Annotated in this window: 25 protein-coding genes and 1 tRNA gene; 14 read left to right on the top strand and 12 right to left on the bottom strand. The window is 72.9% G+C overall.

Translation table 11 applies throughout. From position 1 onward, the window contains the following. The first annotated feature begins 1 nt into the window (after nt 1). Nucleotides 2-901, top strand: coding sequence for a hypothetical protein (locus tag J3A75_RS30355; protein ID WP_209650861.1), 900 nt, complete (start codon nt 2-4; stop codon nt 899-901). Nucleotides 902-903: 2 nt separating this feature from the next. After that, on the top strand, nt 904-1,152 hold the full coding sequence (locus J3A75_RS30350) for a hypothetical protein (protein ID WP_209650860.1): 249 nt from the start codon (nt 904-906) through the stop codon (nt 1,150-1,152). Between the two features lie 453 nt (nt 1,153-1,605). Here J3A75_RS30350 and J3A75_RS30345 read toward each other — a convergent pair. The 4 genes from J3A75_RS30345 to J3A75_RS30330 all read right to left on the bottom strand — a co-directional run bounded on the left by J3A75_RS30345 (nt 1,606) and on the right by J3A75_RS30330 (nt 4,340). Next, nucleotides 1,606-1,695, bottom strand: a tRNA-Ser gene (locus tag J3A75_RS30345). An 81-nt stretch (nt 1,696-1,776) separates the two neighbouring features. Then, on the bottom strand, nt 1,777-2,895 hold the full coding sequence (locus J3A75_RS30340; RefSeq protein ID WP_071000197.1) for an ATP-dependent RecD-like DNA helicase: 1,119 nt from the start codon (nt 2,893-2,895) through the stop codon (nt 1,777-1,779). After that, nucleotides 2,892-3,824 (bottom strand): oxygen-dependent coproporphyrinogen oxidase, encoded by a 933-nt coding sequence (gene hemF, locus J3A75_RS30335; protein WP_024828669.1) that lies wholly within the window; start codon nt 3,822-3,824, stop codon nt 2,892-2,894. Before hemF ends, J3A75_RS30340 begins: the two co-directional genes overlap by 4 nt. Nucleotides 3,825-3,926: 102 nt before the next feature. After that, nucleotides 3,927-4,340, bottom strand: a complete 414-nt coding sequence (locus tag J3A75_RS30330; protein WP_012321589.1) for a PaaI family thioesterase — start codon at nt 4,338-4,340, stop codon at nt 3,927-3,929. A gap of 437 nt (nt 4,341-4,777) precedes the next feature. Here J3A75_RS30330 and J3A75_RS30325 point away from each other — a divergent pair, with 437 nt between their 5' ends. Next, complete coding sequence (locus tag J3A75_RS30325; protein WP_012321588.1) at nt 4,778-5,287, top strand: MucR family transcriptional regulator; 510 nt, start codon at nt 4,778-4,780, stop codon at nt 5,285-5,287. Between the two features lie 81 nt (nt 5,288-5,368). Here the strand turns inward: J3A75_RS30325 and J3A75_RS30320 are convergent, their stop codons facing one another. Continuing rightward, on the bottom strand, nt 5,369-5,563 hold the full coding sequence (locus tag J3A75_RS30320; RefSeq protein ID WP_012321587.1) for a hypothetical protein: 195 nt from the start codon (nt 5,561-5,563) through the stop codon (nt 5,369-5,371). Between the two features lie 285 nt (nt 5,564-5,848). Here J3A75_RS30320 and J3A75_RS30315 point away from each other — a divergent pair, with 285 nt between their 5' ends. From J3A75_RS30315 to J3A75_RS30305, 3 genes are all read left to right on the top strand, one after another. Next, the gene (locus J3A75_RS30315; protein WP_043074674.1) at nt 5,849-6,310 is read left to right on the top strand and encodes a GNAT family N-acetyltransferase; all 462 of its coding nucleotides are present in this window, start codon (nt 5,849-5,851) and stop codon (nt 6,308-6,310) included. A 69-nt stretch (nt 6,311-6,379) separates the two neighbouring features. Then, nucleotides 6,380-6,736, top strand: coding sequence for a hypothetical protein (locus J3A75_RS30310; protein WP_012321585.1), 357 nt, complete (start codon nt 6,380-6,382; stop codon nt 6,734-6,736). Nucleotides 6,737-6,872: 136 nt separating this feature from the next. Further along, the gene (locus J3A75_RS30305) at nt 6,873-8,003 is read left to right on the top strand and encodes a DUF2336 domain-containing protein (RefSeq protein WP_012321584.1); all 1,131 of its coding nucleotides are present in this window, start codon (nt 6,873-6,875) and stop codon (nt 8,001-8,003) included. 11 nt (nt 8,004-8,014) lie between these two features. On the opposite strand, the gene J3A75_RS30300 is transcribed toward J3A75_RS30305, so the two are convergent. After that, nucleotides 8,015-8,368: a hypothetical protein gene (locus J3A75_RS30300; protein WP_012321583.1), complete on the bottom strand. Its 354-nt coding sequence runs from the start codon at nt 8,366-8,368 to the stop codon at nt 8,015-8,017. 252 nt (nt 8,369-8,620) lie between these two features. Here J3A75_RS30300 and J3A75_RS30295 point away from each other — a divergent pair, with 252 nt between their 5' ends. Both J3A75_RS30295 and J3A75_RS30290 read left to right on the top strand, forming a co-directional pair. Beyond that, the gene (locus J3A75_RS30295) at nt 8,621-10,513 is read left to right on the top strand and encodes a sensor histidine kinase (protein ID WP_127992218.1); all 1,893 of its coding nucleotides are present in this window, start codon (nt 8,621-8,623) and stop codon (nt 10,511-10,513) included. Nucleotides 10,514-10,539: 26 nt separating this feature from the next. Continuing rightward, on the top strand, nt 10,540-11,301 hold the full coding sequence (locus J3A75_RS30290) for a peptidoglycan-binding domain-containing protein (RefSeq protein ID WP_209650958.1): 762 nt from the start codon (nt 10,540-10,542) through the stop codon (nt 11,299-11,301). A gap of 74 nt (nt 11,302-11,375) precedes the next feature. On the opposite strand, the gene J3A75_RS30285 is transcribed toward J3A75_RS30290, so the two are convergent. Next, nucleotides 11,376-11,666 carry a hypothetical protein gene (locus J3A75_RS30285; protein ID WP_012321580.1) on the bottom strand — a complete coding sequence of 97 codons (291 nt, stop codon included), beginning with the start codon at nt 11,664-11,666 and terminating at the stop codon, nt 11,376-11,378. Between the two features lie 330 nt (nt 11,667-11,996). On the opposite strand from J3A75_RS30285, the gene J3A75_RS30280 reads away from it, so the two are divergent. Continuing rightward, nucleotides 11,997-12,335 (top strand): DUF1491 family protein, encoded by a 339-nt coding sequence (locus tag J3A75_RS30280; RefSeq protein WP_012321579.1) that lies wholly within the window; start codon nt 11,997-11,999, stop codon nt 12,333-12,335. Between the two features lie 164 nt (nt 12,336-12,499). Here J3A75_RS30280 and J3A75_RS30275 read toward each other — a convergent pair whose 3' ends face one another. The 5 genes from J3A75_RS30275 to J3A75_RS30255 form a co-directional block, all read right to left on the bottom strand. Next, nucleotides 12,500-13,549: a ketopantoate reductase family protein gene (locus J3A75_RS30275; protein WP_012321578.1), complete on the bottom strand. Its 1,050-nt coding sequence runs from the start codon at nt 13,547-13,549 to the stop codon at nt 12,500-12,502. Nucleotides 13,550-13,828: 279 nt separating this feature from the next. Further along, nucleotides 13,829-14,812 carry an N-acetyl-D-Glu racemase DgcA gene (dgcA, locus tag J3A75_RS30270; protein WP_024828674.1) on the bottom strand — a complete coding sequence of 328 codons (984 nt, stop codon included), beginning with the start codon at nt 14,810-14,812 and terminating at the stop codon, nt 13,829-13,831. Between the two features lies 1 nt (nt 14,813). Then, nucleotides 14,814-15,827 (bottom strand): N-acetyltransferase DgcN, encoded by a 1,014-nt coding sequence (gene dgcN / locus J3A75_RS30265; protein ID WP_012321576.1) that lies wholly within the window; start codon nt 15,825-15,827, stop codon nt 14,814-14,816. A 259-nt stretch (nt 15,828-16,086) separates the two neighbouring features. Continuing rightward, nucleotides 16,087-16,638: a GNAT family N-acetyltransferase gene (locus tag J3A75_RS30260; protein WP_024828675.1), complete on the bottom strand. Its 552-nt coding sequence runs from the start codon at nt 16,636-16,638 to the stop codon at nt 16,087-16,089. Between the two features lie 226 nt (nt 16,639-16,864). After that, entirely contained in the window at nt 16,865-18,031 is a 1,167-nt protein-coding gene (locus tag J3A75_RS30255; RefSeq protein ID WP_024828676.1) for a type III PLP-dependent enzyme, read from the bottom strand. A gap of 732 nt (nt 18,032-18,763) precedes the next feature. Between J3A75_RS30255 and J3A75_RS30250 the strand changes: the two genes are divergently transcribed. The 5 genes from J3A75_RS30250 (at nt 18,764) to glcF (ending at nt 26,134) form a co-directional block, all read left to right on the top strand. After that, nucleotides 18,764-19,270, top strand: a complete 507-nt coding sequence (locus tag J3A75_RS30250) for a GNAT family N-acetyltransferase (RefSeq protein ID WP_012321573.1) — start codon at nt 18,764-18,766, stop codon at nt 19,268-19,270. Between the two features lie 482 nt (nt 19,271-19,752). After that, nucleotides 19,753-21,852, top strand: coding sequence for a methyl-accepting chemotaxis protein (locus tag J3A75_RS30245; protein WP_071000196.1), 2,100 nt, complete (start codon nt 19,753-19,755; stop codon nt 21,850-21,852). A 124-nt stretch (nt 21,853-21,976) separates the two neighbouring features. Further along, nucleotides 21,977-23,419, top strand: coding sequence for a polysaccharide biosynthesis C-terminal domain-containing protein (locus J3A75_RS30240; RefSeq protein ID WP_012321571.1), 1,443 nt, complete (start codon nt 21,977-21,979; stop codon nt 23,417-23,419). A 129-nt stretch (nt 23,420-23,548) separates the two neighbouring features. Then, nucleotides 23,549-24,736, top strand: coding sequence for an FAD-binding protein (locus J3A75_RS30235; RefSeq protein ID WP_071000195.1), 1,188 nt, complete (start codon nt 23,549-23,551; stop codon nt 24,734-24,736). 57 nt (nt 24,737-24,793) lie between these two features. Next, nucleotides 24,794-26,134 carry a glycolate oxidase subunit GlcF gene (gene glcF, locus J3A75_RS30230; protein ID WP_012321569.1) on the top strand — a complete coding sequence of 447 codons (1,341 nt, stop codon included), beginning with the start codon at nt 24,794-24,796 and terminating at the stop codon, nt 26,132-26,134. The last annotated feature ends 520 nt before the right edge of the window (nt 26,135-26,654 follow it).

Below are 26,654 nucleotides of genomic sequence, written 5' to 3'. Positions count from 1 at the left end.
CATGAGGAAGCCGAACACCGCCAAAGCCGCCCCGGAGGCGCAGGACCTTCGCCAGCGCGCCGCCCAGGCCCGCGACGCCGCCGGCCGGTTCATCAGACGACGCTCGCCAGTCGAGCCCTCGCCGGATCACACTGCGCAGGTCCAGCATGCCGCCCTCACCGGCGACGTGCTAGCCGCCTGCGGCATCGATCACCGCGACGGCACGGTCTCCTATGCCGATGCCACCGGCAAGGTCGTGCGCCGGCCCATGGCGCACTGGGTCGCGTTCACCGCCCAGCAGATGCACACCCATGTGCGGCAGGAGATGGGTCGCCGTCTCGTAGTCGAGGCGGGCGACCTGACGGCCGAAGAGCACGCTGCGTGGGAGGCTCGGCTCCGGCGCGAGCTGCGCAGCGATGCCGTGCATGCCCTCACCTTCCGGCATGACCAGGCATTCGAGGCGGCTCAGGCACTCCGGACCGGCGCCGAACCTGCCGCGCCGGCGCCGCGTGAACAGGGCGCGACCGAAGTGCGGCTGCTCGCCCGAGGGCTCAAGGCGGCCGTGGATTTTGCCGATGCCTCGGTGGAAGAACTCGCGGTCATCCACGAGAAGATGCGCCACCTCTCCGATGTGACCTACGCCATGGCTTGGCAGGGCTGCTGCCAGTTGGACACGGCCAGGTCGACCGAGGGATCGCACAACGTGGCGGGTCGCCTGCTGCAATGGCTCGGCGAGGCCCTGACGGACGTAGAAAGGCGCGCCGCGGACGAACTGCAGCGCCGTCGGCCCGATCGTCCTTGGGACCGCCGAATTCGACTGGCGGCCATCGCCGCTGGTGTGATCGAGAACGGCGACACGACCGAAACCGCGACCTTCATCGCAGAACTCGCCACCTTCGCAGTCGAACAGGCAGGACGCTGACCATGGGCAACATCCTCACCTTTCGGCGTCGCTCGCGTCCGCCGATCCCCGACACCCGCGCCCGCATCGAGGGCGCCCTGGCCTTGGCCCTCGACGCGGTTGACCACCTCGTGGCTGCCCTGGACGAGTTCGACGGGGATCCGGACGTCGAAGACGGAGGCGACGCGGAGCCGAGCCTTGGCGCACCCGAGGGGCATGCCTCTCAGGTCGTGTGGCTGCGGGGCGGCGATCGCGACCTTGAGGGGGTGTGAGTCGGCCATGAAGGGACTCACCTCTAAATCCAACTCAATCAATGACTTAGGGCCTGAGTGGAGCCTCGAAGGACTCACCCCATGCGAATGATCTCGGGGAACCCGATTTCCTCTCGGGATCAAACACTTGCAGCCAAATTTTCGGTCTCACCGGCGATGCCGGGGAAGCCGAGCAAATCTAGCACCCACGCCCGCCGCGACAGCTGAGGGGCATATCTGCGGACGGACGTGGATGGTCGACGAGACGGTCGAGAACTCGCCGGCAAATTGAGGGCTACCCTGGACGCCTTGCCAAAATATGACCGCCGCGCGCGGAGCCGGTGTGGGCGATTTTGTCCCTACCAGTTCGCCGTTGTCCGCTCACAGTCGCGTTCATGGCGTGGGTACGGCAGGGGGTAAGGAACTAAGCTTTGGAGCTAAGTCTATGACTTTAAATGATAAATCACGAGGAACTGGCGGAGAGGGGGGGATTCGAACCCCCGATGCCCTTGCAGGCATGCCGCATTTCGAGTGCGGTGCATTCAACCGCTCTGCCACCTCTCCGCAAGGTGCCTCGATGAGACGGGCGGTGCGTAGCACGCGCGGTCCGGCTTCACAAGCGAGACGTCGCGCGCCGGCGCCAGCTCAGACCACCACGGTGATCGCCTGCGCGGCGCGGGTCAGGCCGGTGTAGAGCCAGCGCGCCCGGTGCTCGCGGAACGCGTAGGATTCGTCGAACAGCGTCACCCGATCCCACTGCGACCCCTGTGCCTTGTGCACCGTCAGCGCGTAGCCGTAGGTGAACTCGTCCGTCTCGCGTCGCAGGAACAGCGGGATCTCCTCGTCCGTGCCGGAGATCATCGCGCGCAGCACCTTGATGTCGGTGGGCTTCCGGCGGAGCGCCGGGTCGTCCTCCGGCACCACGTCGAGGCGGATCAGGTCCGGACGCGGCGGCGCGCGCAGGGCCTGCACGGTCCAGGTCGAGCCGTTGAGCAAGCCCTTCACCCGGTCGTTGCGCAGGCAGACCAGCTTCTCGCCGATCGCCGGCATCGGGTCCGTGTGGCCCGCGAGTTCCCGGAGCCGGGCATTGTAGAGGCGGCGGGTCTTGTTCAGACCGACCAGAACCTGGTCGCACTCGAGCACCTCGGCCGGATCCAGGGCGCGGCGTGACACGATCCGGCTCTGCCCGTAGCTGCCGAGCTCCAGCCGGCCGCCCTCGCGCACCGTCATCGCCATGCGGACGATCGGGTCGTCCTTGGCCTGCCGGTGGACCTCGGTGAGCATCACGTCGGGCTCCGCCTCGGTGAAGAAGCCGCCGCCGCGCACCGGCGGCAGCTGCGCCGGGTCGCCCAGAACGAGGACCGGCCGCTCGAAGGACAGGAGATCGTTGCCGAGGTCGGAATCGACCATCGAGCACTCGTCGATGATGATCAGGTCCGCCTTGGCGGCCGGGCCCGACCGGTTCAGCGTGAAGGTGGGCCCGCCCTCCTCCGCCTCCTTGGTGCGGTAGATCAGCGAGTGGATCGTGGCGGCGTCGTAGCAGCCCTTCTGGCGCATCACCGAGGCCGCCTTGCCGGTGAAGGCCCCGTAGACCACCGTGCCGTCGACGTCCTCGGCGATGCGGCGGGCGAGCGTCGTCTTGCCGGTGCCGGCATAGCCGAACAGCCGGAACACCTGCGATCTCCCGTCCCGCCGCCACGCGGCGATCGCCTTCAGCGCCGCGTCCTGCTGCGGCGCGTAGGCGGCCGGCAGACCCGCACTCACGGCCAGCGCACAGTCGGCGGCATCGAGGAGAGGATGGAGGCGACGTTGCCGCCCGTCTTCAGGCCGAAGATCGTGCCCCGGTCGTAGAGCAGGTTGAACTCCACGTAGCGGCCCCGCCGCACCTGCTGCTCGTGGCGGTCCGCCTCGGTCCAGGGCGTGCCGAGATTGTCGCGCACGATTTTCGGGTAGGCCTCCAGGAAGGCCTGGCCCACGTCGCGGGTGTACGCGAGGTCGGCCTGCGGCGTCCCGCTCCAGAGGTAATCGTAGAAGATCCCGCCGATGCCGCGCGGCTCGTTCCGGTGCTTGAGGTGAAAGTACTCGTCGCACCACGCCTTGTAGCGGGCGTGATCGATGCCGTGCGCCGCGCAGGCCCGCTCCAGGCAGGCGTGGAAGTGGCGGCTGTCGGGATCGTCCTGCGTGCGGCGCCGGTCGAGCACCGGCGTCAGATCGGCCCCGCCCCCGAACCACGCCCGCGTCGTGGCGACGAACCGGGTGTTCATGTGCACCGTCGGCACGTGCGGGTTCCACGGATGGGCGATCAGCGAGATGCCGGTGGCGAAGAAGCGCGGATCCTCGGCGGCGCCGGGCATCTGGGCGCGGAATTCCGGCGCGAACTCGCCGTGCACCGTCGAGATGTGCACGCCGGCCTTCTCGAAGACGCGGCCCCGCAGCATCGCCATGACGCCGCCGCCGCCCGGCCGCCCGGTATGGTCGGTCCGGTTCCACGGCGTCTTCTCGAACGTCCCCGGGGCCTCGGGCGCGTCGGGGTGGAACGGACCCGCCGCCTCCGCCTCGAGGGTCTCCAAGGCGGCGACGATCCGGTCGCGCAGCGTCTCGAACCACGCCGCGGCCTCGGACTTCATGGCCGTCACGTCGGCCTCGGAGGGAGGCGCAGCCAGGGCTGCGCGCGCGTCGTCCGGCATCGTCATGGCACAGGCTTTTCCACCCTGCCGGGCGCACGTCAATGCGGTCGCGACCCCGCGTGACCGCGCCGGCCTCCCGCGCCGGCCTCCCGGCCGCGGACCGCCGCCCTACGCGGGCGCCGACCGCTCGCCGACGGGCTTGAGCAGCCCCGTGGCGGTCGCCACCAGTTCCCCGGCCTCGTCGCGGATCTCGGCCTCGCAGAAGATCACCGACCGCCCGGCCCGGGTGACCCGTCCCTCGGCCGTCAGGACGCCGCGGCCGGGCGCGAGGAAGCGGGTCTGCATGTCGAGGGTCACCACGGGGCGCCCCGCCCGCAGCCGCGCCGCCGTCCCGAGGGCGACGTCGAGCAGGGTGCAGAGCGCGCCGCCATGGGCGATGCCGAGGTTGTTGGCGTGCTCCGGTCGCAGGGGGAGGCGCAGCCGCGTCCGGCCCGCGCGGACGTCGAGCGCCTCGATCCCGCAGTAATCCACGAACGGGATGGTGGCGCCGAAGACGGTGCCCGGTTCCGATTGCTGGTCCACGTCGATCGCCCCGGCTCCTGCCCCGCCCGGCTCCTTACCGCCGTGCCGCCCCCGAGGCCATGACCGGACCGCCGCAGATCACGTGACAGTCGGGCCGAAACGTTCGTCCCGCCCCGACCGGCTCACGGGCCGTCCCGGCGGGCCCCCGCGTGAAGTTCTGCGCCTCTCATCTGACCGGAGACGGATCTTCGCAGAGGAAGCCGGCGGCGAGATCGCGGCAGAAGGCATAATCGATGCCCGTCCGCGTAGCCCGGTCTCATCCAACCTCGGCTCCGGGGTGTCGGTTTGCTCCACCGTCGATTTCAGCTCGACCCTCGGTTTGAATAATATGCGTGTTCATGGCGGGGGCATTGTGTAGGGAAATGCTCGACGACGACTTGATTTTGCTGCACAGACGTTAGAACCGTCTCACCACGGTCGGATAGAGGGAATCATCGATGGACGACAACGCCACTGAGCAGCAGCAGACCTTTATCGAGCAGGCGTCCGACATCGTCTCGGCGTACGTCTCGAACAACTCCGTGCCGATCAGCGAATTGCCCGGTCTGCTCGCCGGCGTTCACGCCGCGCTGACGAAGCTGTCCGCCCCCGCGGCGGCCGTCACCGAGACGGCCGACAAGCCGACGCCGGCCCAGATCCGCAAGTCTGTGACACCGGACGCCCTGATCTCGTTCATCGACGGCAAGCCGTACAAGACACTGAAGCGGCACCTGTCGCGCAACGGCCTGACGATCGAGCAGTATCGCGAGCGCTTCGGGCTGCCGCGCGACTATCCGTCGACGGCCGCGAGCTACTCGGCCCAGCGCTCGGAACTCGCCCGCAGCCTCGGCCTCGGCCAGCAGCGCCGCAAGTCCGCCGCTCCGGCGCCGGCTCCCGAGCCCGTCGCGGAGGCGACCGAGAAGCCGAAGCGCGCCAGCCGCTCCCGCAAGGCCAAAGAGACGGCCTGAGACCGCCCGACGCAGGCCCGAGCCCGGCACCCGCCCGGGGCTCGTGGATACCGGCCGGCGCGCGCCCCGCGCGTCGGTCCGTTACGCGAAGTCGGCGAGGTCGTCGGCCACGTCGCCCGCGGCGATCTCCGTCTCGGCCCTGTGCCGCTCGTCCGGCTCGGCCTCCGCCTCGGTCCTCCCGGGCCGCGGCACCGGCCGCTCGGGCACCGGCGCGGGCTCCGGCCGCGCCTGATCGGCCTCCGCCTCGGGGAATCGATCCGTCACCCGCCCCGCCATGCTGCGCGCTCCCCGACCCGACGACCGGAGGGCAAAGCGCGGACGGCCCTCCGCGTTCCGCCCAGGGCGATCGCGCCGGCTTGATCGGGCTGGCCGGAGGGGAGATCCGGGAGGTCGGCGCTGTCGGAGCGGACGCGCCCGACGGGCCTCCGGCATCGGCGACGGAATGCCCGATGATCGACACACCCGGGCGGAGACACGCCGCGCCATGCTGAGAGGCACCGCGAGGCGCAGAGAGGCGTCGCGATGCGTTGAACGGCCGGACAGGCCGATCGGGAGCGGGATTTGGGCAATCGCTACGGGCTGGAGATCCGCGCCGCCGCGGGGGCCGATGCCGCGGGCCTCGCGGCCCTGCTGGGCGAGGCGGGGGTCTCGGTCGGTGCCGCCGACCTCGCGGCCCGGCTCGAAGCCCTGCAGCGGGGCGGCGGCAGCGCCCTCGTCGCCGTGGAATGGGGACCGCCGAGCGGCGTCATCGCCGTCGCCCCCGTGCGGACCCTCGACGCGCCGCGGCCCTTCGGCCTGATCACCGGCCTCGCGGTCGCCGCCGAGTCCCGCCGCCGCGGCATCGGACGGGTCCTGCTGAAGGCGGCCGGCCGGGCGGCGCGGCAGGCGGGCTGCGACCGGCTGCTCCTGGCCGCGGGGCCGGACCAGGAGGCCCTGCGCGCCTTCTGCGCCGCCGCCGGCTTCGCCGCAGAAGGGACGATGCTCGCGCGGCCGCTGCTGAAGCGGGGCGCCGGGGACGGGTGAGATCCGCGACATCCTGGCCGAAGCCGACACGGCTCACTGGGCGTTGATCTCGGAGAGTGGAGCCCCCCGATGACGCTGCGATCCGAGACCCCGCCGCCCCCCGCGAACCTGCCCGTCGATCCGCCGCCGGATTCCGAGGCGCCGACCGCCGCGCAGCTCAAGGGCGACATCGACAGCGGCCGCACCGCCGACAAGACCCCGCACATGGATATCGGCGCGGCCCCGCTCGGGACCTGCGAGGAGGCCGGCGGGACGCCGCCGACGCCCCGGGAGGTCCGGATCGCCCGGCAGAACGAGCGGGCGCCCTCGGAGCGGGTGGCCCAGGGCTACCCGCACCAGCGGCAGCCCTGGGTCCTGCCGCTCTACGCCGGCCTCATCGTCGCGGCCGCCGTGGGGCTCGGCCTCGTGCTCTGGCTGACGCGCTGACGGCGGGGCCGGGGCGGAACCGGGCCGGTGCCATCCTGGCGCAGGACGGCACGGTCGCGGCGGAGGCGGCTTAAAGGTCGATTCACGTCGATGCGGTTAGCGTGACCTTACTGCAGTCTTGCGTAACCGATCCTCCATGCCCCCATCCGTCGATGCTCCGCCGGACCTGTCCGGGCTCCTCGAACTGTCGCGCATCGAGAATCTCGATCTCAAGCCGGTGATCCTCCGGGTTCAGACGGACCTGTTCGTCCGGGCCGCGGCCCGGGACCGGACCGAGATCGAGATCTTCGAGTCCCTGGCCTGCGGCCTGATCCCGACGGTGGACGAGGAGACCGCCCGGGTCGTGGCCCGCAAGCTGGCCCCCTGCCCCGAGACGCCACCCGCGGTGCTGGAGGCGCTCGCCCTGCGCGGCGGCGGCGCCCGCGACGCGGTGGTGGAGCTGGCCCCGACCCTGAGCCACCGCCTGATCGAGGCGGCCCTGGCCGAGGGGTCGGACATCGCCGCCCGCATCGCCGCCCGGGCCGGGCTGAGCCGGGAGGCGGTGGACGAGCTGTCCCGCGAGGGCCGCCCCGAGATCGACCGCGCGCTGGCGGCCAATCTCGGCCACACCCTGCGGGGCGCGGCCCTGTCGCGGCTCGTGGATCGCGGCCGCGGCGCCCCCGACCTCGCCCGGCTGCTGCTGGTCCGGCCCGACGTGTCGGCCGCCGACCTCGTGCCCCTGTACCTGCACGCCGACCCGATGCGCCGCACGGTGATCGGCCGGGCCGTGGAGGCGACCGCCGCCCTGCGCCCCTGCCCGCCGCCGCCCCGCGGCCTCGGCGAGACCCTGACCGGCCTGTCCGCGGCCCGCGACGTGCCGGCCTTCATGGCGGCGCTGGCCGACGGACTCGGCCTGCCCCGCGATTTCCTGACGGTGGTCGCCGACGCGAGCGCCCGCTACGATCTGCTGACCCTCGGCCTGCGGGCCGCCGGCCTGCACGAGGAGGAAGCGGTCTACATCTTCCTGACCCTCAACCAGGGGGTGGCTCGCTCGGCCGAGCGCGTGGCCGACCTCGTCCGGCTGTTCCGCACCGTGAGCCGCCCCGCCTCCCGGGACCTGATCGCCGCGATCCTCGACCGGCCGCTGGCCGAGCGCGGGCGGAGCGAGGCCCACCAGCCGGCGCACGGCCCGGAGGCCAAGCTGCGCCAGGGCGCCGAGCGCGTCGCCGCGCAGCGGCCGCCCGTGCCGGCGCGGGCCCGGACGGCGAGCGGCGGGGAGCCGGCCTGACCGGCCGGCCGTCAGCGCGGCTCGGTCCGGAGATCGCCCTTCGGACCACTCTTCGGATCGCTCTGCGGCTCGGCGCCCCGCCAAGCGGGCTGCCGGTCGGTCTCCTGCAGGGTGTCGTTCGAGGGCGGCGCCTCCGCGGCGCGGCGGCTCAGCTCCGCCATCAGGCCGCGGGCCAGCACGGCGCGCACCGCCCGGTCCCGGGTCTCGGGCGGGACCGCCTCCAGGGCGGCCGGCACGACCGCCTGGGCGCTCGGGACCGCCCCGGCGAGCTTACGGGCCTCCGCGGCCGGATCCGCGCCGGTGCGAAGCATGGCGAAGTAGGAGAGCACGCCGATCACCAGCGCGGCGCGCAGCAGGACGGTCATGAGACGGTTCCTCCGCTCGAGATCGCGCGAAGCATTCGACGGATTTCGTGAACCGGGCCTCTACCAACCCGAGCTTTCCCGCACGATGGTGAACGAAGCTTGTTCGCGATCGGCTGGTTACCTCGCGGAAAGCATCCCGACCATTCGGACAAGTCCCGCAACACTCGTTTAAGCCGGCTCTGCGACCGTCCGGTAGTCGTTCGAAGTCGAACCGGAGGCGCGACGGATGCGGGAACGCAGCCAGCGCGACGCGTGCCAACCTTGACCATCAAGACTGTCCTGACGTCTCTGATCGACGACCGGCTCGCGGGTCTCGTCCACGAATCCGTGGCCGACAATCCGGCCGCCCGTGCGCGACACCAGCGCTTCCTGGTGTCGCGGCTGGCGACCGGCGCCGTGATGATGGCCGGGCTGCCGCCCTACCTGCTCTGGCGGGGGGTGCCATCGGGCTTCGAGGTCCTGGCGATCGCGAGCCTGCTGCTGCCGGTCCTCGCCGCCGTCCTCCTCACCCGCACCGGCTCCCTCTGGGTCGCCCACGCGGTCTCGTCGGCGGGCCTGACCGGCCTCGTCGTCGCCCTGGCGGGCGTCACCGGCGGCGTCACCTCGCCCGCCGCGGTCTGGCTCGTGGCGATCCCCCTGGAGGCGCTGGTCTCCGGCTCGCTCCGCGCGACGATCGCGGCCGCCGCGATGGCGGTCCTCGGCGTGCTGGCCGTGGTGGCCCTCGGGGCCTGGGCCGGCTCCCTGCCGGTCATGGACATCTCGGCCGCGATCGCCCTGCCGGCCTTCGCGATCACGGCGATCGGCCACGTCGCCGCCCAGGCCCTGGAGCACATGCGCAACGAGGGCGTCTGGCGCGAGCGGCTGCGCGACAACGAGGCCCGCGACCGGCTGCTGCTCTCGGCGATCGACGACCTCGTGACCTGGCACGACCGCAACGGCCGCGTCCTGGAGGCCTCGGTCTCGGCCGTGCGGCTCCTCGGCAGCGACCCGGCCCGGCTGCGCGGCCACGGCCTGCTGGAGCGCGTCCACGTCGCCGACCGTCCGGCCTTCCTCAAGGCGGTGAGCGACGTCGCCGCGACCGGGCGCCCCGCGACGCTGCCCCTGCGCCTGCACGTCGAGCCCGAGACCGGCCGCGCCGACGGCGCGAGCCTGATCTACGCCGAGATGCGCGCCCACCGGATCGAGCACGGCCCGCACGACGCCGCCATGGCGGTCGTGGCGGTCACCCGCGACATGACCGAGCATCACCGGCACGCCGCGGAACTGGAGCGCGCCCGCGCCGAGGCCGAGCGGGCCGACGCGATCAAGGGCCGGTTCCTGGCCAACGTCACCCACGAGCTGCGCACGCCGCTCAACGCGATCATCGGCTTCTCCGAGGTCCTGGCGGGCGAAGGCGCCGTCAGCCTCGGGCCGGTCCAGGCGCGGGAATATGCCGGCATCATCGGCGCCTCCGGCCACCACCTGCTCGGCGTCGTCAACACGCTGCTCGACATGAGCCGGATCCAGAGCGGCAACTTCGACTGCGCGCCCGAGACCTTCGACGTCGCGGACCTGCTCCGGGGCTGCTGCGACCTGATGCGGCTGAAGGCCGACGCCGCCGGCGTCGCCCTCACCGCCGCCCCGTCGGGACCGGTGGAGATCACGGCCGATCCCGCCGCCTGCCGGCAGGTCCTGATCAACCTCATCTCGAACGCCGTGAAGTTCACCCCGTCGGGCGGCCGCATCGACCTCTCCCTGCGGCGCGGCGCGGGCAGCCTGGACATCGTCGTGGCCGATACCGGCGTCGGCATCGGCGCGGACGACCTGCCCAAGCTCGGCACCCCGTTCTTCCAGGCCGGGAGCGGCGGCTACAAGCGGCAGCACGAGGGCACCGGCCTCGGCCTGTCGGTGGTCCAGGGCCTCGTCGGCCTCCACGGCGGCTCCCTGCTGATCGAGAGCGCCCCGCAGGCCGGGACCGTGGTGACCGTCACCCTGCCCCTCGTCTGCCAGGCCCCCGCGACCGCGCACGGCCCGGCCCCGATCCGCACGGCCGTGCGGGGCGCCCCGGCGCCGCGCCGCGTGGTGCGCCTGCCGCTCGGCCTGTTCGACGCGGAGCCGGGCCTCGCCGCGGCCCCGGCCGAGCCGGTCCTGCGCCGCACCGGCTGACCCGAAGATCCCCGGAAGGAGACATGATGTCAGGCTACCGCGAGATCACCGTACCGGGCGAACCCGGCCGCGCCCGCCGGTCCGCGCCGCGCCGCCCCGCGGTCCAGGGCGACTGGCGCGCCGTGCTCGTCGGCGCGCTGAAGGCGACGGGCGCCACCTGCCGCACCAGTCCGGGCACCGTTCTCGGCAGCCTCGTCGCCCTCGGCGCGGCGGGCTTCGTCTGCGTCAACGCCCTCGGCTACCAGACCGGGCGCCACCCGGCGCCGATCCTGCCGAAGCTCGCCCAGAAAGCGCCCGCCCCCCGCGAGGCGGCGCCGGCCGCCAAGGAGGCCACCCGGGAACCCGCCCGGGAACCGGCCCGGGAGCCGGTGCGCGTCGTCGAGGCCGACCGTGCCGCCGCACCGCTCCAAGCCAAGCCGGCGGCCCGGGACGCGATCGGCGAGCTGATCCGGTCCGAGGAGACCACCGCCTCGGTCACCCCGAAGGCGTCGCCGGTCCGGCCGGCCGCCAAGCCGACCCCGAAGGACACGAAGGACACGAAGGACACGAAGGACACGAAGGACACGAAGGACGCGAAGGCGGCCAAGCCCGAGAAGGACGGCGATCCGGTGCTGCGCGCCCAGAAGGCGCTGTCGAAGCTCGGCTACGCGGTGAAGCCCGACGGCGCGATGGGCCCCGGCACCCGCGCGGCGATCGAGAAGTTCGAGCGCGGCGCCAAGCTGCCGGTGACCGGAGAGGCGACCGGCCGGACCCTGCGCGAACTGGTGGCGCGGGCGGGCCACGGCTAGCGAGACCCGGCGGCAACCCGCGCCGGAGGGGCGGCGCGGGTGCCGATCGTCGCGACAAGTCGGTGCGCCGCCCCTCAGTACTGCGTGCCGGTGAACCGGCAGATCGTCTTGCAGCGCGGGCCGCCATTGGCCTGCCAGGACTTCGCGTGGCCGATCGATCCGGTCATGTCCTGCGTGGGATTACCGCCGGGCCGATGCACGACGATGTTGCAGGCATCGCTCGGGGTCCGCTGGTAGCGCGGGCAGGACGTGGAGTCGCGGTTGCCCAGTAAATCCATGAGCGTCTCCGGACGGGCGTGGGCCGACGGCACAACACCGCACAGGCAGGCGACGATCAGCGTCGCGCGCGAGGTCATTCTCCGCATCGGAGTGCTCCTTGAATCATCGTGAACTGCGAATTCGGGCGCCCTTTGCTCAGTTAATCAGCAAAAAATACTGTAGATGTGCGCTGACGCACACGGATCAATCCTTTTTTAATCCCGAAGAATACTGGTTTTTCTGACGGAATATTTTGCGCGCTGAAGCGTTCATGCCAGATGGCCGACGCGGCGCGTCCGCGCTGGCCCGCGCTTGCCCGCGCCGGCGCTTTCGCGCATGGCGGAGGCCGCACCGCTCCGAGCCCGCGGGGTTCGAGGGACGACCGCCGCGTCGGACCGCCTCCCGCGGCGAGCCGAGGTTCACAGGGCTACAGACGCATGCGCCTGCGCTCCGATTTCTGGGTCTCGGCCCATCTGCGGCGCCTGGACGTCGCGGGCATCCCGGCCGTGCTGCGCCGGCGCGGGTCCGCGGAGGCGGGCGCGATCTTCGTGAAGGTCGACCGCCTCGACGGCAGCGCCGATCTCTACGGACCGGCGCCGCAGGCCCTGTTCGAGGCCGAGGAGAGCGGCGACCGCCGTTTCACCGCGATCGTCACCGGCGGCAGCCCGCTCGACGTGGAGGAGCGCCTGACCAAGGAGATCCGGTTCGATTCCGATCTCTGGATCATCGAGATCGACGACCGCCAGGGGCGGCATTTCCTGGATCTGGCGGAGTAAGGTGAAGGCGCGCCGACCGTCTCTGCGAGCGAGAGCGAAGCGACCCGGAGGCGCCACGCCGACCGACGGCGCGCCGCCCTGGGATCACTTCGCCCCGCTCGTGAAGACGAGAGCACAGCAAACGCCGCGCGGCGCTCCGCACCGCGTGACAGTGACGGGGCCGATCAGCCCTCGATGATGCGCTCGTCGAGCTTGCGATCGACGGTCTCGACGGTGCGGTCGATCTCGGCGTTCGGCTCGCCGAGCTGGTGCGAGATCAGCTTCACCAGCAGGTCGACCCGCTCGATGTAGGGCGCGCCGTTCGCCACCGCCCGCGCCGCCGAGGACGGCTTCAGCAGGCTCTCGGCGGCCTTAGCGTACTTCTCGAACGGCACTTGGTCGGCCGGGTCGGCGCCGAGCTTCCGGGCGATGCCGTCGACGTGGTCGTAGATCGCCCGCGAGCGCGCCAGGTCGCCGTGGACGGCGTCGTGGATCGATTGCGGCTCGCCCGGGGTGATGCAGCGGTAATTGCCGGTGAGCAGCATCGACCACTTGGCGAGCGGCACGAACAGCGAGTCGAACACCTTGAGCTTCACCGGCACGTCGTGCCCGTCGAGGCGCACGGCGTCGATGTCGGCCTCCAGCTCCCGGAGCAGCCGGTTGTGGGCCTCGTCCGCGAAGGTCGCGGCCTTGAAATTCGTCGGCAGGCCGACGTGGAGGACGTTCGCCTCCTCCTCCGGCGGCCGGAAGGCCTGCGGATCGGGGGAGCAGAGCGACACCAGCCCCGGCTCGAACCGGTCCCACACGCCGGCATTGGTGTAGGCATCCTCGAGGTCCATGGCGGCGAGCGCCGGGATCCGCTTGAGGTAGGGCAGCGGCGGCATGTTCATGATCGACAGGCACGGCAGCCTCGCCGCCGCGATCTTGATCATCAGGACGCGGATCGTGTGGTTGTTGTACTGCGGCTCCTGCATGGCGAGGCCGACGAGGTCGTAGCGCGACACGTCGACCTCTTCCGGCGGCATCGCGTCGACCTTGCCGGGCAGATCGCGCGAGTGGATCGCCCGGTGCTCCTTCTCGTCGCGCAGCTTGATGCGGACCTCGGTCCCCTCGCGGTTGATCAGGTCCGCGGTCTTCCGCCGGCACACCAGGGTCACGTTGTGACCGGCCATCAGGAGCTTGGTCCCCAGGAGCGAGCCGTAGGAGGCCCCCAGGATCAGGATGTTTCTGGCCACGTCTTTCCTCCCCAGCATTGAAGACTTGCTGTGTGTTGTCTGGCTGCTGGGAACAGCGCGTCCACGCCACGCCCCGAGCGCACACGCGATGGATGGCAGCCGGGCGAGAGGAAGGCAAGCCTTCTGGTATACCTAATCCCAAACCCTTTGTGAGGCCCCGCCGGTGACAGGCGGGGCGATCCCTATCGTCCGCACCTGGGATCTCCACAGGGCCGAGCCTCCGAGATCTCGCGCTGGGCGGTCTCGGACCGCGGACGGCGACCGCTCCGCCCGCGTGCCCTAGCCCCAGAGCTCCGGCGTCGGCGGGTGCATCAGGCTGCCCTCGTAGCGCAGCGGCGGGTCACGGTCGCGGGCCAGCAGCAGCGGTCCGTCGAGGTCGACGAACTCCGCGGCGTTGGCGAGCAGTGCCGCCGGCGCCATGCCCAGCGAGGTGCCGAGCATGCAGCCGACCATGATCGAGAGCCCCCGGGCCCGCGCCTCGCGGGCGAGGAGCACCGCCTCGGTCAGGCCGCCGGTCTTGTCGAGCTTGATGTTGATCGCGTCGTAGCGCCCGGCCAGCGCGTCGAGTCCGGCACGGTCGTGCAGGCTCTCGTCGGCGCAGACCGGCACCGGGTGGGGGATCTCGGCCAGCAGGGCATCGGCGTCGGCCGGCAGCGGCTGCTCGATCAGCGCGACGCCCGCCTTCAGGCAGGCCGCGAGGTTGGCCTCGACGTTCTCGGGCCGCCACGCCTCGTTGGCGTCGACGATCAGCCGGGATTCCGGCGCGCCGGCCCGCACCGCGGCGATGCGCTCCGGATCGCCGTCCCCGCCGAGCTTGACCTTGAGCAGCGGCCGGTGGGCGGCCTTGCGGGCGGCCTCCGCCATGCTCTCCGGCGTGCCGAGGCTCAGCGTGTAGGCGGTGATCGCCGGCCGGGGCTCGGCGAGACCCGCGATCTCCCAGGCGGGGCGGCCCTGGCGCTTCGCCTCGAGGTCGAACAGCGCGCAGTCGAGGGCGTTGCGCGCGGCGCCCGCCTTCATGCGGGCCATGAGCGCGTCCCGCTCGATCCCGGCGGCGATCGCCTCTGCCTGGCCCTCGATCAGGGCGCTGACGCTCTCGACGCTCTCGCCGTAGCGCGGATAGGGCACGCACTCGCCGCGCCCGACCGCGTCGCCGTCCGCGATCGTCGCCACCACGACGGCGATCTCGGTGCGGCTGCCGCGCGAGATCGTGAAGGCGCCGGCGATGGGAAAGCGCTCGACGGCGAGGGTCAGGCGGCGCGCCATGTCAGGCCTCCGGGAAGTCGGCGACGATCCGGTCGACCAGCCCGTCGACGCCGAAGCGCACCGGGTCGGTGGCGGGCAGGCCGTGCTCGGACGCGAGCTTGTCGAGGAGGGCCCGCGCCTCGCCCTCGGCGAGCGCCTGTGTGTTCACCGCGATGCCGACCGGCCGGATCGCCGGGTTGGTCAGGCTGCCGAGCTGCACGGTGAGGTCGATCACCTGCCGGATGGTCGGCAGCGGGTGCTTCACGCCGCGCATGTTGGTGCGGGTCGGCTCGTGGCAGACCACGAAGGCGTCGGCCTGCGCGCCGTGGAGCAGGCCGAGGCTCACGCCCGCGAAGGACGGGTGGTAGAGCGAGCCCTGGCCCTCGATCAGGTCCCAGTGGTTCGGGGCGGCTTCGGGCGCGATCGTCTCGACGGCGCCGGAGATGAAGTCGGCCACGACGGCGTCGATGGCGACGCCCCGGCCGGAGATGAACACGCCGGTCTGGCCGGTGGCGCGGAAATCGGCGTCCAGGCCGCGCGCGCGCATGCCGCGCTCCAGGGCCAGCACGGTGTACTTCTTGCCGACGGAGCAGTCGGTGCCGACGGTGAGCAGGCGCCGCCCGGCCCGCTTGGTGCCCTTGCCGGTGGGGAAGCGCTCGTCGGTGTGGCGGACGTCGTGGAGCTGGCGGCCGCGCCGTGCCGCGGCCTCGGCGATGGCCGGGACCGTGCCGAGCTTGACGTGCAGGCCGCTCGCCACGTCGAGCCCGGCCTCGATCGCCGCGACGATCTCCTTCACCCAGTGGTCCGGCAGCACGCCGCCGGCGTTGACGACGCCGATCACCAGGGTCCGGCAGCCCTTCGCCAGGGCCTCGGCCAGGGTCATGTCGGGGATGCCGAGATCGGCGGCGCAGCCGGGCAGGCGCATCTGGCCGACGCACCACTCGGGGCGCCAGTCCTTGATCCCGTAGGCGGTCTTCGCCGCCAGCGTGTCGGGCACGTCGCCCAGGAACATCAGGTAGGGCGTGGCGATCTGCATCGGTCGAGCAACCTTCTCCGGGAGGCCGGCGGACCGTCTATGCGGGATCGCGGGCGCCCGGCGCAATGCACGAGGCCGGCCAGGCGCGCAGATGCGGCCGCATCCCCAACATGCCTGGCCTGCACACCGTCGTCGCGGGCGCAGCGAGGTGACCCGGGCATTCGCGGCGCTCGGGGACCGCGCTGCCCCGGATAGCTTCGCGGCGCTCGCAGGGACGGCGCGGTCGTCGCCTCAGGCTTTCGGCGCCTGTCGATCCCGCTCAGGCGGCGCGTCGTCGCGCCACCCCCGCCTCGTTGGCCACCGCGCCCGCCGGCGACAGCACGCCGGTCGCCCGGACCATCCCCGCGGCGCCCGCCAGCGCCCCCGCGCGCAGCTCCAGACCGAGGAAGCGCGCGCGCTCGAACGGTCCCGGCAGGGTCAGGCCGTCCGCGAGCGCCCGGTCGAAGCCGAAGCGGGCGTAGTAGGGCGCGTCGCCGACCAGCAGCACGGCGCCGTGGCCGAGGGATTCGGCACGGCCGAGCGCCGCCTGCATCATCACCGAGCCGAGCCCCTGCCCCTGGATCGCCGGATCGACGGCGAGCGGGCCGAGCAGCAGCGCCGGGCGGGCGAGCCCGGCCTCGACGTGCCACAGCCGCAGGGTGCCGACGAGGCGCCCCGCCCGGGTCGCCGCGAAGGCGAGGCCGCGGGCCGGCAGCCGGCCCTCGCGCAGGCGCTCCGAGGTCTTGGCGCGTCGATTGCCGGGAAAGCACGCGTCGAGCAGGCGCTCGCGCGCCGGGACGTCGTGAAGGTGCTCCGCGCGGATCTCGATCATGGCTGTGCCCTCCCCGGGCCGGCAAGCGGGAGAAGCGATGGATCGTCTCGACGAGCGATCAGGGCTGGCCGCCGCTTCCGGAGAAACGGCAGCGGCCCTTAACGCAGCGTGACCGCAGGGTGGTTCCAGACGCACGGGATCCGTGCGTCCGCCTCCTGCCGCCTGTCACCCGCCGGGAGCAGTCTCGGAAGGATGCCGCCCGGAGTGTCCCGGGCGGCGCGCGCGATCAGATCACGATCTGCTGAAGGGGCGGGAAGCCGTTGAAGGCCACCGCCGCGTAGGTCGTGGTGTAGGCGCCCGCGCCCTCGATCAGCACCTTGTCGCCGATCGAGAGCGAGACCGGCAGCGGGTAGAGCTGCCGCTCGTAGAGCACGTCCACCGAGTCGCAGGTCGGGCCGGCGATGACGCAGGGCTCGGTCGCGTCCCCGTCCCGCGCGGTGCGGATCGGGTAGCGGATCGCCTCGTCCATGGTCTCGGCCAGCCCGCCGAACTTGCCGATGTCGAGGTAGACCCATCGGACCTCGTCGGCATCCGCGGACTTGCGCGACACGAGAACAACTTCCGCCTCGATCAGGCCGGCATTGCCGACCATGCCGCGGCCCGGCTCGATGATCGTCTCGGGGATCTGGTTGCCGAAATGCTTGGTCAGGCCCCGGAAGATCGCCTCGCCGTAGCTCTCCACGCCCGGCACCGCCTTGAGGTACTTGGTCGGGAAGCCGCCGCCGAGATTGACCATCGACAGGCCGATGCCGCGCTCCGCGCACTCGCGGAAGACCGCCGCCGCGGAGCCGAGGGCCCCGTCCCAGGCCTCGGTGTTGCCCTGCTGCGAGCCGACATGGAACGAGATCCCGTAGGCCTCCAGCCCCTGGCGGTGGGCGTGCTCCAGCACGTCCGCGGCCATCTCGGGCACGCAGCCGAACTTGCGGGACAGGGGCCAGTCGGCGCCCGCGCCGTCGCAGAGGATGCGGCAGAACACCCGGATCTCGCCGGCCGGCACGTCCACGGCCTCGGCGGCCCGGGCGATCTTCTCGACCTCGGCCTGGCAGTCGACCGCGAACAGGCGGATGCCGAGCTTCAGGGCGCGGCCGATGCAGCGCTCCTTCTTGATGGTGTTGCCGAAGGAGATCCGGTCGGCGGTGGCGCCGGCGGCCAGCACCATCTCCATCTCGGCGACGGAGGCCGTGTCGAAGCACGAGCCCATCTCGGCCAGAAGGCGCAGCACCTCGGGAGCCGGGTTCGCCTTCACGGCGTAGAACACCCGGGTGTCCGGCAGGGAGCGCGCGAAGGCGGTGTAGTTGTCGCGCACGACGTCGAGGTCGAGGACCATCACGGGGCCCTCGTCCTGACCGAGGTCGCGGCGCACGCGCAGGTAGTCACGGATGCGGTCGGTCATGGTCGTCTCCCGGCACGGGTTCGCGGGCGCCCTACGCGGGGCGCGCTGTCGAAGATGACGGCCTGACAGGCCGCCGGCGTCAGGGGGCGATGCGTCGCGCGGACCCACGCGCTTTGGAGACGCGTGCGTCAGTGCGGGCGCAGAGCACCCGGAAGCTGCCGTGGATTGGAAGGGAGGACCCCCACCGCACGCCGGGCAAAGAGAAACAAGCCTCTTCGGTGCCGGCCTTTGGAGGGCCGACGAGACCAAAAAAGCCCGTTCGTCGTTGCTTTAAGCTGCGTCCCCCGTGGAGAGCGGGGTTCGCCGGTTTCGCCTCCGGCTGCCGGTTGTTGTCGGGGTCCGGTGTTGCCACCTGGATGCCGGCCGTAGGGATCCACCCTTGCGACCATCGATCCTTTAAGACCCCTGGCGGCTGTCCGGCAGTTGACCGGATGCCCACCAACCGACACGCGGCCACAGGCACGTGCGAAATTGGGCACGGCGCATATACGGAGACGGGTCCCGCGCGACAAGGGGAAACCGCCCCGAAACGCCCGCTTTTCCGCCCGCAATCCACACCCCGCGCGCTCCGTTGCAAAAACGACGCATCCCGCCGGCGCGCGGCGGGCCGCGCGGGCTTCCCAAGCGCGGCGGAAGCGGGCATCTGACCGGAGGGGGCAGAGGACTCAGGCGAGCGAGCGATGGCCGGGCCGATCAGATCCACCGCGACGGCGCGGGCGTGAGCGCCCCCCTGTGAGCGCTCCCTTGCGCAGCCCGGTCGGCGACGGGCTCCCCGAGCCGACGATCCGCACCGCCACCCTCGCCGATCTCGACGCCCTGGTCGCCCTGGAGCACGCCGCCTTCGCCACGGACCGGGCCGAGCGCCGGGCGATCCGCCACGCGATCCGCTCGCCCACCATGGACGTGCTGGCGGCCCTGATCGACCCGCCGGACCGGGATCCGATTCCGGTGCTCGTGGGCGCCGCGGTGCTGGAGCGGCGGCGCGGCAGCCGGATCGCCCGGCTGGCCTCGATCGCGGTGGCACCGAATCGCGGCGGCCTCGGCCTCGGCGGCCGGCTCCTCGACGCCGCGGAGGCCCGCGCCCGCGCCCAGGGCTGCGACCGGCTGCGGCTGGAGGTGCGCGCGGACAACGGCGCCGGCATCCGGCTCTACGAGCGCCGGGGCTACACCCGCTTCGCCGTGCGGCCGGACTATTACGAGGACGGGATGGAGGCCTGGCGCTACGAGCGCGCGCTGTAGGCGACGCGCGGGGTGCCGCCGGTCCGCGGGCGGCCCGCGGGCCGGCAGGCCCCCGCCGATATCCGGCCCCGATCGAACGGTCCGTTCTCGCGACCCGATCCGCCATGACGAGGGCGCGCGACGGCCGGACGGGCAGGACGCCGGCAGGTTGCCGGCAGGACGCCGGCAGGCCGGCCCCGCGCGGCCCCGGGCCCGGCCCGGGGCTCCTCGCGGATGCGGCGCGGGGCGCCAGATCCGCTCCCCGCCGCTCCCGGGGCGGGAGCCGCACCGCCGCGCCGCCGAAGAGCGGGCCGATTTCGGCCCGTCGAAATTCGGCGCGATTTCGTCAGACAAGTCTTCGCGCGGACAATCTCTGTGTTTATCCATATAAACGGCGGATCATAAAATATCCTAATCTTTATTACGGATAGCGCGATCGCTCGATTGCCCGACGAAACCTGACGTTATAGGACCGAGCATCGCAGATCCTGAGATTTTCTCCCATGAGTCGCTGGCTGGGACGCTTCTCGATCCGGACCTTGCTGTGCCTGGTGATCGTCATCATGGCCTGCATGGCGCTGGGCAACGCGGTCAGGTCGCTCGTCGACGCGCGGGCGCAGGCGGCGCGCGCGGCCCGCGCCGTGACCCTGACGGAGGCGAGTCAGGGCCTCCTCAGGGCGATCCTGCCGCTGCGGCTCGAGCGCGGATCGTCCCTCGCCCTCGGGGGTGAGGCGCCCGCGGACGCGAAGACCCTGTCGACCGTCGCGGGCAGCCGGCAGGCGCTGACCGAGAATTACCGCCGGGCCCAGCGCAGCCTGAGCGATCTGGCCGAGCCGGCGGTCAGCGCGACGCTCGACCGCCTGACCACGGCGCAGGAGGCGATGGCGGCCCTGCGCCCCCGCATCGACGAGGCCCTCCGGCTGCCGAAGGCGCGGCGCGACCCGGCGCTGCGGGAGGCCGCGATGGCCGCCTTCCAGGACCTGCTCGAGGCGCTGACGGCCACGCTGAAGGCGGTCGACGCGTCCATTCCCCGCTCCGATCCCGCCCTGCAGCGCTATCTCGCCCTCAAGCAGGCGGCCTGGGACACGCGCGTGGCCAGCGGCAACGTCGCGGTGCGGGTGCAGAGCTCGCTGGTCGCCGGCGCGTCGTGGTCCCTGCCCGAGACGATCGCGGCGGCCGAGGAGCGGACGGAACTTCTGGCGGCGTGGCGGCGCACGACCGAGGCCGCGACCGGCGTCTCGGAGGCGGTGCGGGCCGCGTTCGAGCGGGCGAAGGCCAGCAATTTCGAGGGCGAGACCAGGGCCATCGGGCAGGCGGTCTTCGACGCGCTCAGCACGCACACGCCCCCGCGCCACTCGTTCGCGGAGCTGCGCGACCGCAACACCGAGAACCAGCGCTCCCTCGTGGCCCTCTGCGACGCGGCCCTGGACGCGATGGTGGCGCGCGCCGAGGCCCTCGCCGACGCGGCCCGGAGCGACGTCGCGCGCAGCGGGGCGGCGCTGCTGGCGGTGATCCTGCTGGTGGCCCTCGGCCTGTGGACCCTGTTCGGCGGCGTGCTGCGCCCGCTCCGGGCGCTGACCGCGACGATGCGGGCGCTGGCCGACGGGGACGCCTCCGTCACGGTCCCGGCGCGCACCTACCGCAACGAGATCGGCGCGATGGCGCGGGCCGTCCAGGTGTTCAAGGACAACCTCATCCGCAGCCGGCAGCTCGAGTCCGAGGCCGCGGAGGCGCGGCTGGCGGCGGAGGCGCGCCGCCGGTCCGACCTGCGGGCGATGGCCGAGCGGTTCGAGCGGACGGTCGGCGGCATCATCGCCCAGGTCTCGGACTCGGCCACCGCGCTGCAGGGTACGGCCCAGACCATGACGGCCACCGCGACCCGGACCGCCAGCCAGTCCAGCACGGTGGCGGCCGCCGCCGAGGAGGCCGCCGCCAACGTCAGCACCGTGGCGGCGGCGGCCGAGGAACTCGGCGCCTCCGTGGAGGAGATCGGCCGGCAGGTCGAGGGATCGACCAGGCTCGCCCAGGGGGCCGTCTCGGAGGCCGGGCAGACGGGCGCGCTGGTCCGCGACCTGAGCGGCGCGGTCGCGCGGATCGGCGACGTGGTCGGGCTGATCGCGGCGATCGCCGGGCAGACCAATCTGCTGGCGCTCAACGCCACCATCGAGGCCGCCCGCGCCGGCGAGGCGGGCCGGGGCTTCGCGGTCGTCGCCGGCGAGGTGAAGGCGCTGGCGGCGCAGACCGCCCGGGCGACCGAGGAGATCGCCGGCCAGATCGCCGGCATCCAGGGCGCGACCGGCGGGGCCGTCGCGGCGATCGGCGCGATCACGGGGCGGATCCAGGAGATCAGCGGCGTGGCGAGCGCGATCGCGGCGGCGGTGGAGGAGCAGGGATCGGCCACCCGGGAGATCGTCCGCAACGTCGGGCAGGCGGCCATCGGCACCGGCGCGGTGACCAGCACCATTCTGGGGGTCGCCGGGGCCGCCGAGGAGACCGGCCGGGCGGCCGCCGCGGTACTCGCGGCGGCGTCCGCGCTGTCGCGGCAATCCGAGACGCTCACCGCCGAGGTCGCGCGCTTCCTCGACAGCGTCCGGGCCGCCTGACCGAACGGTGCCGGGGCCCGCGGGCCTCCGCCCCGATCTCGCCCGTTTAGGGGAGTCTTACGGCTCGCGCGCTACAGCGTACGCAACGGGCGGGCGCAATCCCGCCGCGCATGAGTCGCCGTCCATGGCCGTGATCGTCGCCTTCGTCATCAATGCGGGGCTCAACTTCGTCCTCGGCCTGCTGATCGCCAAGCTGCTGGGCCCGGCGGATTTCGGCCGGTTCGCCCTCGCGACCACCGGCGCCATCGTGCTGAACACGGTGCTGTTCGAGTGGCTGCGCCTGTCGGCGACGCGGTTCTACTCGGGGCGCGTGCGCGTCGACGAGCCGTGGATCCGCCACGGGCTCGACCGGGCCTACCTGCGCATCGGCGCCCTGCTCCTGGCCGCCGCGGCCCTGTGCGGGGCCTTCGGCTTCGCCGGCGGCGCCGACGGGCGCGAGGCGGTCCTGTGCGGCACCGGCCTCGCGGCCCTGGGCATCGGCGTGTTCGACTATCACGCGGCCCTCGCCCGGGCGCGCTTCGACGGCAAGCTCTATCTCGGCCTCGTCGCGGTGAAGAACGTCCTGTCCTTCGCCCTGATGGCGGCGGCGGCGTGGTGGCTGCCCCAGCCGGCCTGGGTGCTGGCGGCGGCGGGACTGAGCCAGCTCCTCGCGGTGGTGGTGCTGCGCCACCCCCTGCGGGACCCGCGCACGCCCCTCGAGCGGCCGCGCCTGTCGGCGACCTGGCGGGTCTTCGCGCGCTACGGCCTGCCGCTCATCGCCGCCAACACCGCCTACCAGTGCCTCACCTTCGTCAATCGTGGCGCCATCGCGGGCCAGGCCGGCTTCGCCGAGGCGGGCTACTTCGCCCTGGCGGCCGACGTCACCTCGCGCGCGCTGATGACGCTGGGCACCGCCCTCGACCTGCTGCTGTTCCAGCTCGCCGTGCAGGCCGAGGAGCAGAGCGGCCGCGCCGCCGCCGAGGCGCAGGTCGCCGCCAATGCCGGCACCGTGTTCGCCCTGCTGGCGCCCTGCGCGGTCGGCTTCTGGGCGGTGCTGCCGGCCCTCCAGGGGCTGGTGGTGCCGGACGCCTATCGCGGGCCGTTCGAGACCTACAGCACCGTGCTGATGCCGGGCCTGTTCTGCCTCGCGATGATGTTCTACGCCCTCAACCCGGTCTTCCAGATCCGCCGCCGGACCCTGCCGGTGGTCGCCGCCGCCCTGGTCGGCCTCGCGGTGAACGGCGCCGGCCTCCTCGTCCTGCCGGACCGGATGGGCGGTCTCGGCGTCGCGCTGGCGCAGAGCGCCGGGCTCGCCGCCGCCGGAACGTGGCTCGGCTGGCGCGCCCTGACCGGCGCGGAGCGGATCGCGCTGCCCTGGGGGGAGATCGGCGTCGCGGCGCTCGCCTGCGCGGCGATGGGGCTCGCCCTCGCCCCCTTCCGGCAGCTGCCGCCCGCCACCGCGCTGGCGGTCCTGGTTCCGGCCGGGATGGTTCTCTACGGGACCCTGGTCTGGATCCTCGACATCGCCGGCCTGCGCCGCCAGGTCCTGGCGCGCCTGCGCCCGGCAGGGACCGTGGCGGCGGAGTAGGCTCGCGCGCCGCCGCCGCAGTGGAAATCCCGCCGCTGAAACCCCGCGACTCCACCTCCGCTTGAATCCGCCGCCGGATCCGGCGACACCCGTCCTGGAATGGATACAAACAGGACCGGGGCGGGAACGATGGGCGTGTACGAGCCCGGCACCGAGGCGGAGGCCGGGGAGATCGTGCGGGCGGCCGCGGGGCGCGGCGAGCGCCTGCGCCTCGCCGGCGGCGGCACCGCCGCGGGGCTCGGCCGGCCCGCGCAGGACAGCGCGACCCTCTCGGCGAAGGCCCTCACCGGCGTCACGCTCTACGAGCCCGCCGAGATGGTGGTGGCGGCCCGGGCCGGGACGCCGCTCGCCGAGGTCGAGGCGCTGCTCGCCTCCCGCGGCCAGATGCTGCCCTTCGAGCCGATGGACCTGCGCGGCCTCTACGGCAGCGCCGGGGAGCCGACCCTCGGGGCGGTCGCGGCGATCAACAATGCCGGTCCCCGGCGGATCAACGCCGGCGCGGCCCGGGACAGCCTGATCGGCGTCCGCTTCGTCAACGGGCGCGGCGAGGCGATCAAGTCGGGCGGCCGGGTGATGAAGAACGTCACCGGCCTCGACCTCGTGAAGCTGATGGCCGGCGCCCACGGCACGCTGGGCCTGCTCACCGAGATCACCTTCAAGGTGCTGCCCGCCTGCGAGCGGGTGGCGACCCTGGTCTTCTCCGGCCTGGAGGACGCCCGGGCGGTGACCGCCCTGGCGGAGGCGCTGGGCTCGCCCTTCGAGCTCACGGGGGCCGCGCACCTGCCGGCGGGGATCGGCGCCCCGGAGGCGCGGACGCTGATGCGCCTCGAGGGCTTCTCCGACTCCATCGACTACCGCGCGGGCGCGCTGAGCCGCCTGCTGAAGCGCTACGGTCAGCCCGAGACCCTGGACGGTGAGGCCGGCGCCGCCCTCTGGCGGTCGGTGCGCGACGCGGCGCCGCTCGCCGAGCCCCGGGAGGCCGCCCTCTGGCGGATCTCCACCGCGCCGACCCGCGGGCCGGCCCTCGCGGCGGCGGTCGCGGCCGAGCGCGAGGCGCGCTGGTTCTTCGACTGGGGCGGCGGCCTGATCTGGCTCGCCACCGGCTCGGCGGGCGATGCCGGCGCCGCGACGGTGCGCCGGGCGGTGAAGGCCCAGGGCGGCCACGCCACGCTGGTGCGCGCACCCGACGCCGTGCGCGCCGCCGTGCCGGTGTTCGAGCCGCTGGCCGAGCCGCTGATGCGGCTCACCGCCGGCATCAAGGCGGCGCACGATCCCGCCGGGGTGCTCAACCCCGGCCGGATGTACGCCGGACTGTAAGCATCAGATTTCGCCCCTCCCCGACCGTGGGGAGGCGTGGCGCCGAGGACGCGACCCGTGCAGACCAACTTCGCCCCCGCCCAGCTCGCCGATCCCGCCATGGCGGCGTCGGAGAAGATCCTGCGGACCTGCGTGCATTGCGGCTTCTGCACGGCGACCTGCCCGACCTACCTGCTTCTCGGGGACGAGCTCGATTCCCCGCGCGGGCGGATCTACCTGATCAAGGACATGCTGGAGGGCGGCAAGCCGGCCTCGCAGGAGGTGGTCAAGCACGTCGACCGCTGCCTCTCGTGCCTGTCCTGCATGACCACCTGCCCGTCGGGGGTGCACTACATGCACCTCGTCGACCACGCCCGGGCGCATATCGAGGAGACCTACACCCGCCCCGCCGGCGACCGGTTCCTGCGGGCGCTGCTCGCCCAGGTCCTGCCCTATCCGGGCCGCTTCCGCCTCGCGCTCACCGCCGCCAGGCTCGGCGCGCCGTTCCGGGGCCTGGTGGCCCGGCTGCCGCGGGTCGGCAACCGCCTCGCGGCCATGCTCGACCTCGCGCCGGCCGGGACGCCGCCCCGCGAGCCGACGAACCGGCCCGGCCGGTTCCCGCCGGCGGGCGCGGGGGCGGCCGGGACGGCCCCCAAGCGCGTCGCCCTGCTGCGCGGCTGCGCCCAGAGCGTGCTGCGGCCGGACTTCAACGCCGCCGCGATCCGGCTGCTCAACCGGCACGGGATCGAGGTCGTCCACGCGAACGAGGGCTGCTGCGGGGCGCTGACCCACCACATGGGCAAGGAGGACTCGGCCCACGCCCACGCCAAGCAGGCGATCGACGCCTGGGACGCCGAGATCGCCAAGGGCCTCGACGCGATCCTGGTCACGGCCTCGGGCTGCGGCACGACCATCAAGGATTACGGCTTCATGTTCCGCGACGACCCGGCCTACGCCGAGAAGGCGCTGCGGGTCTCGAGCCTGGCCAAGGACGTGACCGAGTACCTCGCGCTGCTCGACCTGGCCCCCGTCGCCGAGACCGACCTGGTGGTGGCCTACCACTCGGCCTGCTCGATGCAGCACGGCCAGGGCATCCGGCTGGAGCCCAAGACGCTGCTGAAGCGCGCGGGCTTCACCGTGAAGGACGTGCCCGAGGGCCACATCTGCTGCGGCTCGGCGGGGACCTACAACATCCTGCAGCCGGAGCTGGCCGCGAAGCTGCGCGCCCGGAAGGTCGCCAATATCGAGCGCGTGCGCCCCGACGTGATCGCCACCGGCAACATCGGCTGCGCCACGCAGATCGGGAAGGGCACCGGCATCCCGATCGTCCACACGGTCGAGCTGCTCGACTGGGCCACCGGCGGCCCGAAGCCCGCGGCGCTGGCCGGGGTGGCGCCGCGGCTCGAAGCGGCGGAGTAGGCACACGCCTGTCGCGACGCGGCAGGCCGTCATCGCGCGCGCAGCGAGGCGATCCGGCGATGCGGCCCAGGGATGCGGCCCATCCGCGATCGTCAGCGCCGCCCTGGATCGCTTGGCTGCGCTCGCGACCGCGGACCGGCCGCCTCCGCGCCGTGACAGGCCCGTGACATCTATTCACGTTGACCCTTGCCAAATCCGCGCAGCGGTCTGTAATGATGTCGACCCCTCTCCGGTCCCGCCGGTCGCCGCAACGGCCCGCGGACGTGACCGAATTCCTCGCGAAATCGGTCGTGGTGTCGCGGCGGGCCCTGTCGGTCCGCCTGGCGGCGGCCCGTGCCGCCCGCGATCGGGCAGGTGTCGCACGACGCGGCGGAGTTCCTCCGTCGCACCCAGGAATTCACGGCCGGTCCCCCGCCGGCCGAGATTGTTTCGCGAGGTCGGGACCACGATGGACGGACGCACGGCCCAGCATAGAGCTGCGCGTGCCCCGGAGGCGCACGAGGCGCGTCGCACCGGTCCG

This window comes from Methylobacterium sp. PvP105, from assembly GCF_017876975.1.
GTDB classification, from domain to species: domain Bacteria; phylum Pseudomonadota; class Alphaproteobacteria; order Rhizobiales; family Beijerinckiaceae; genus Methylobacterium; species Methylobacterium radiotolerans.
Note: the sequence above shows the minus strand (reverse complement) of the source record. Positions and strands in the feature narration are given on the sequence as shown.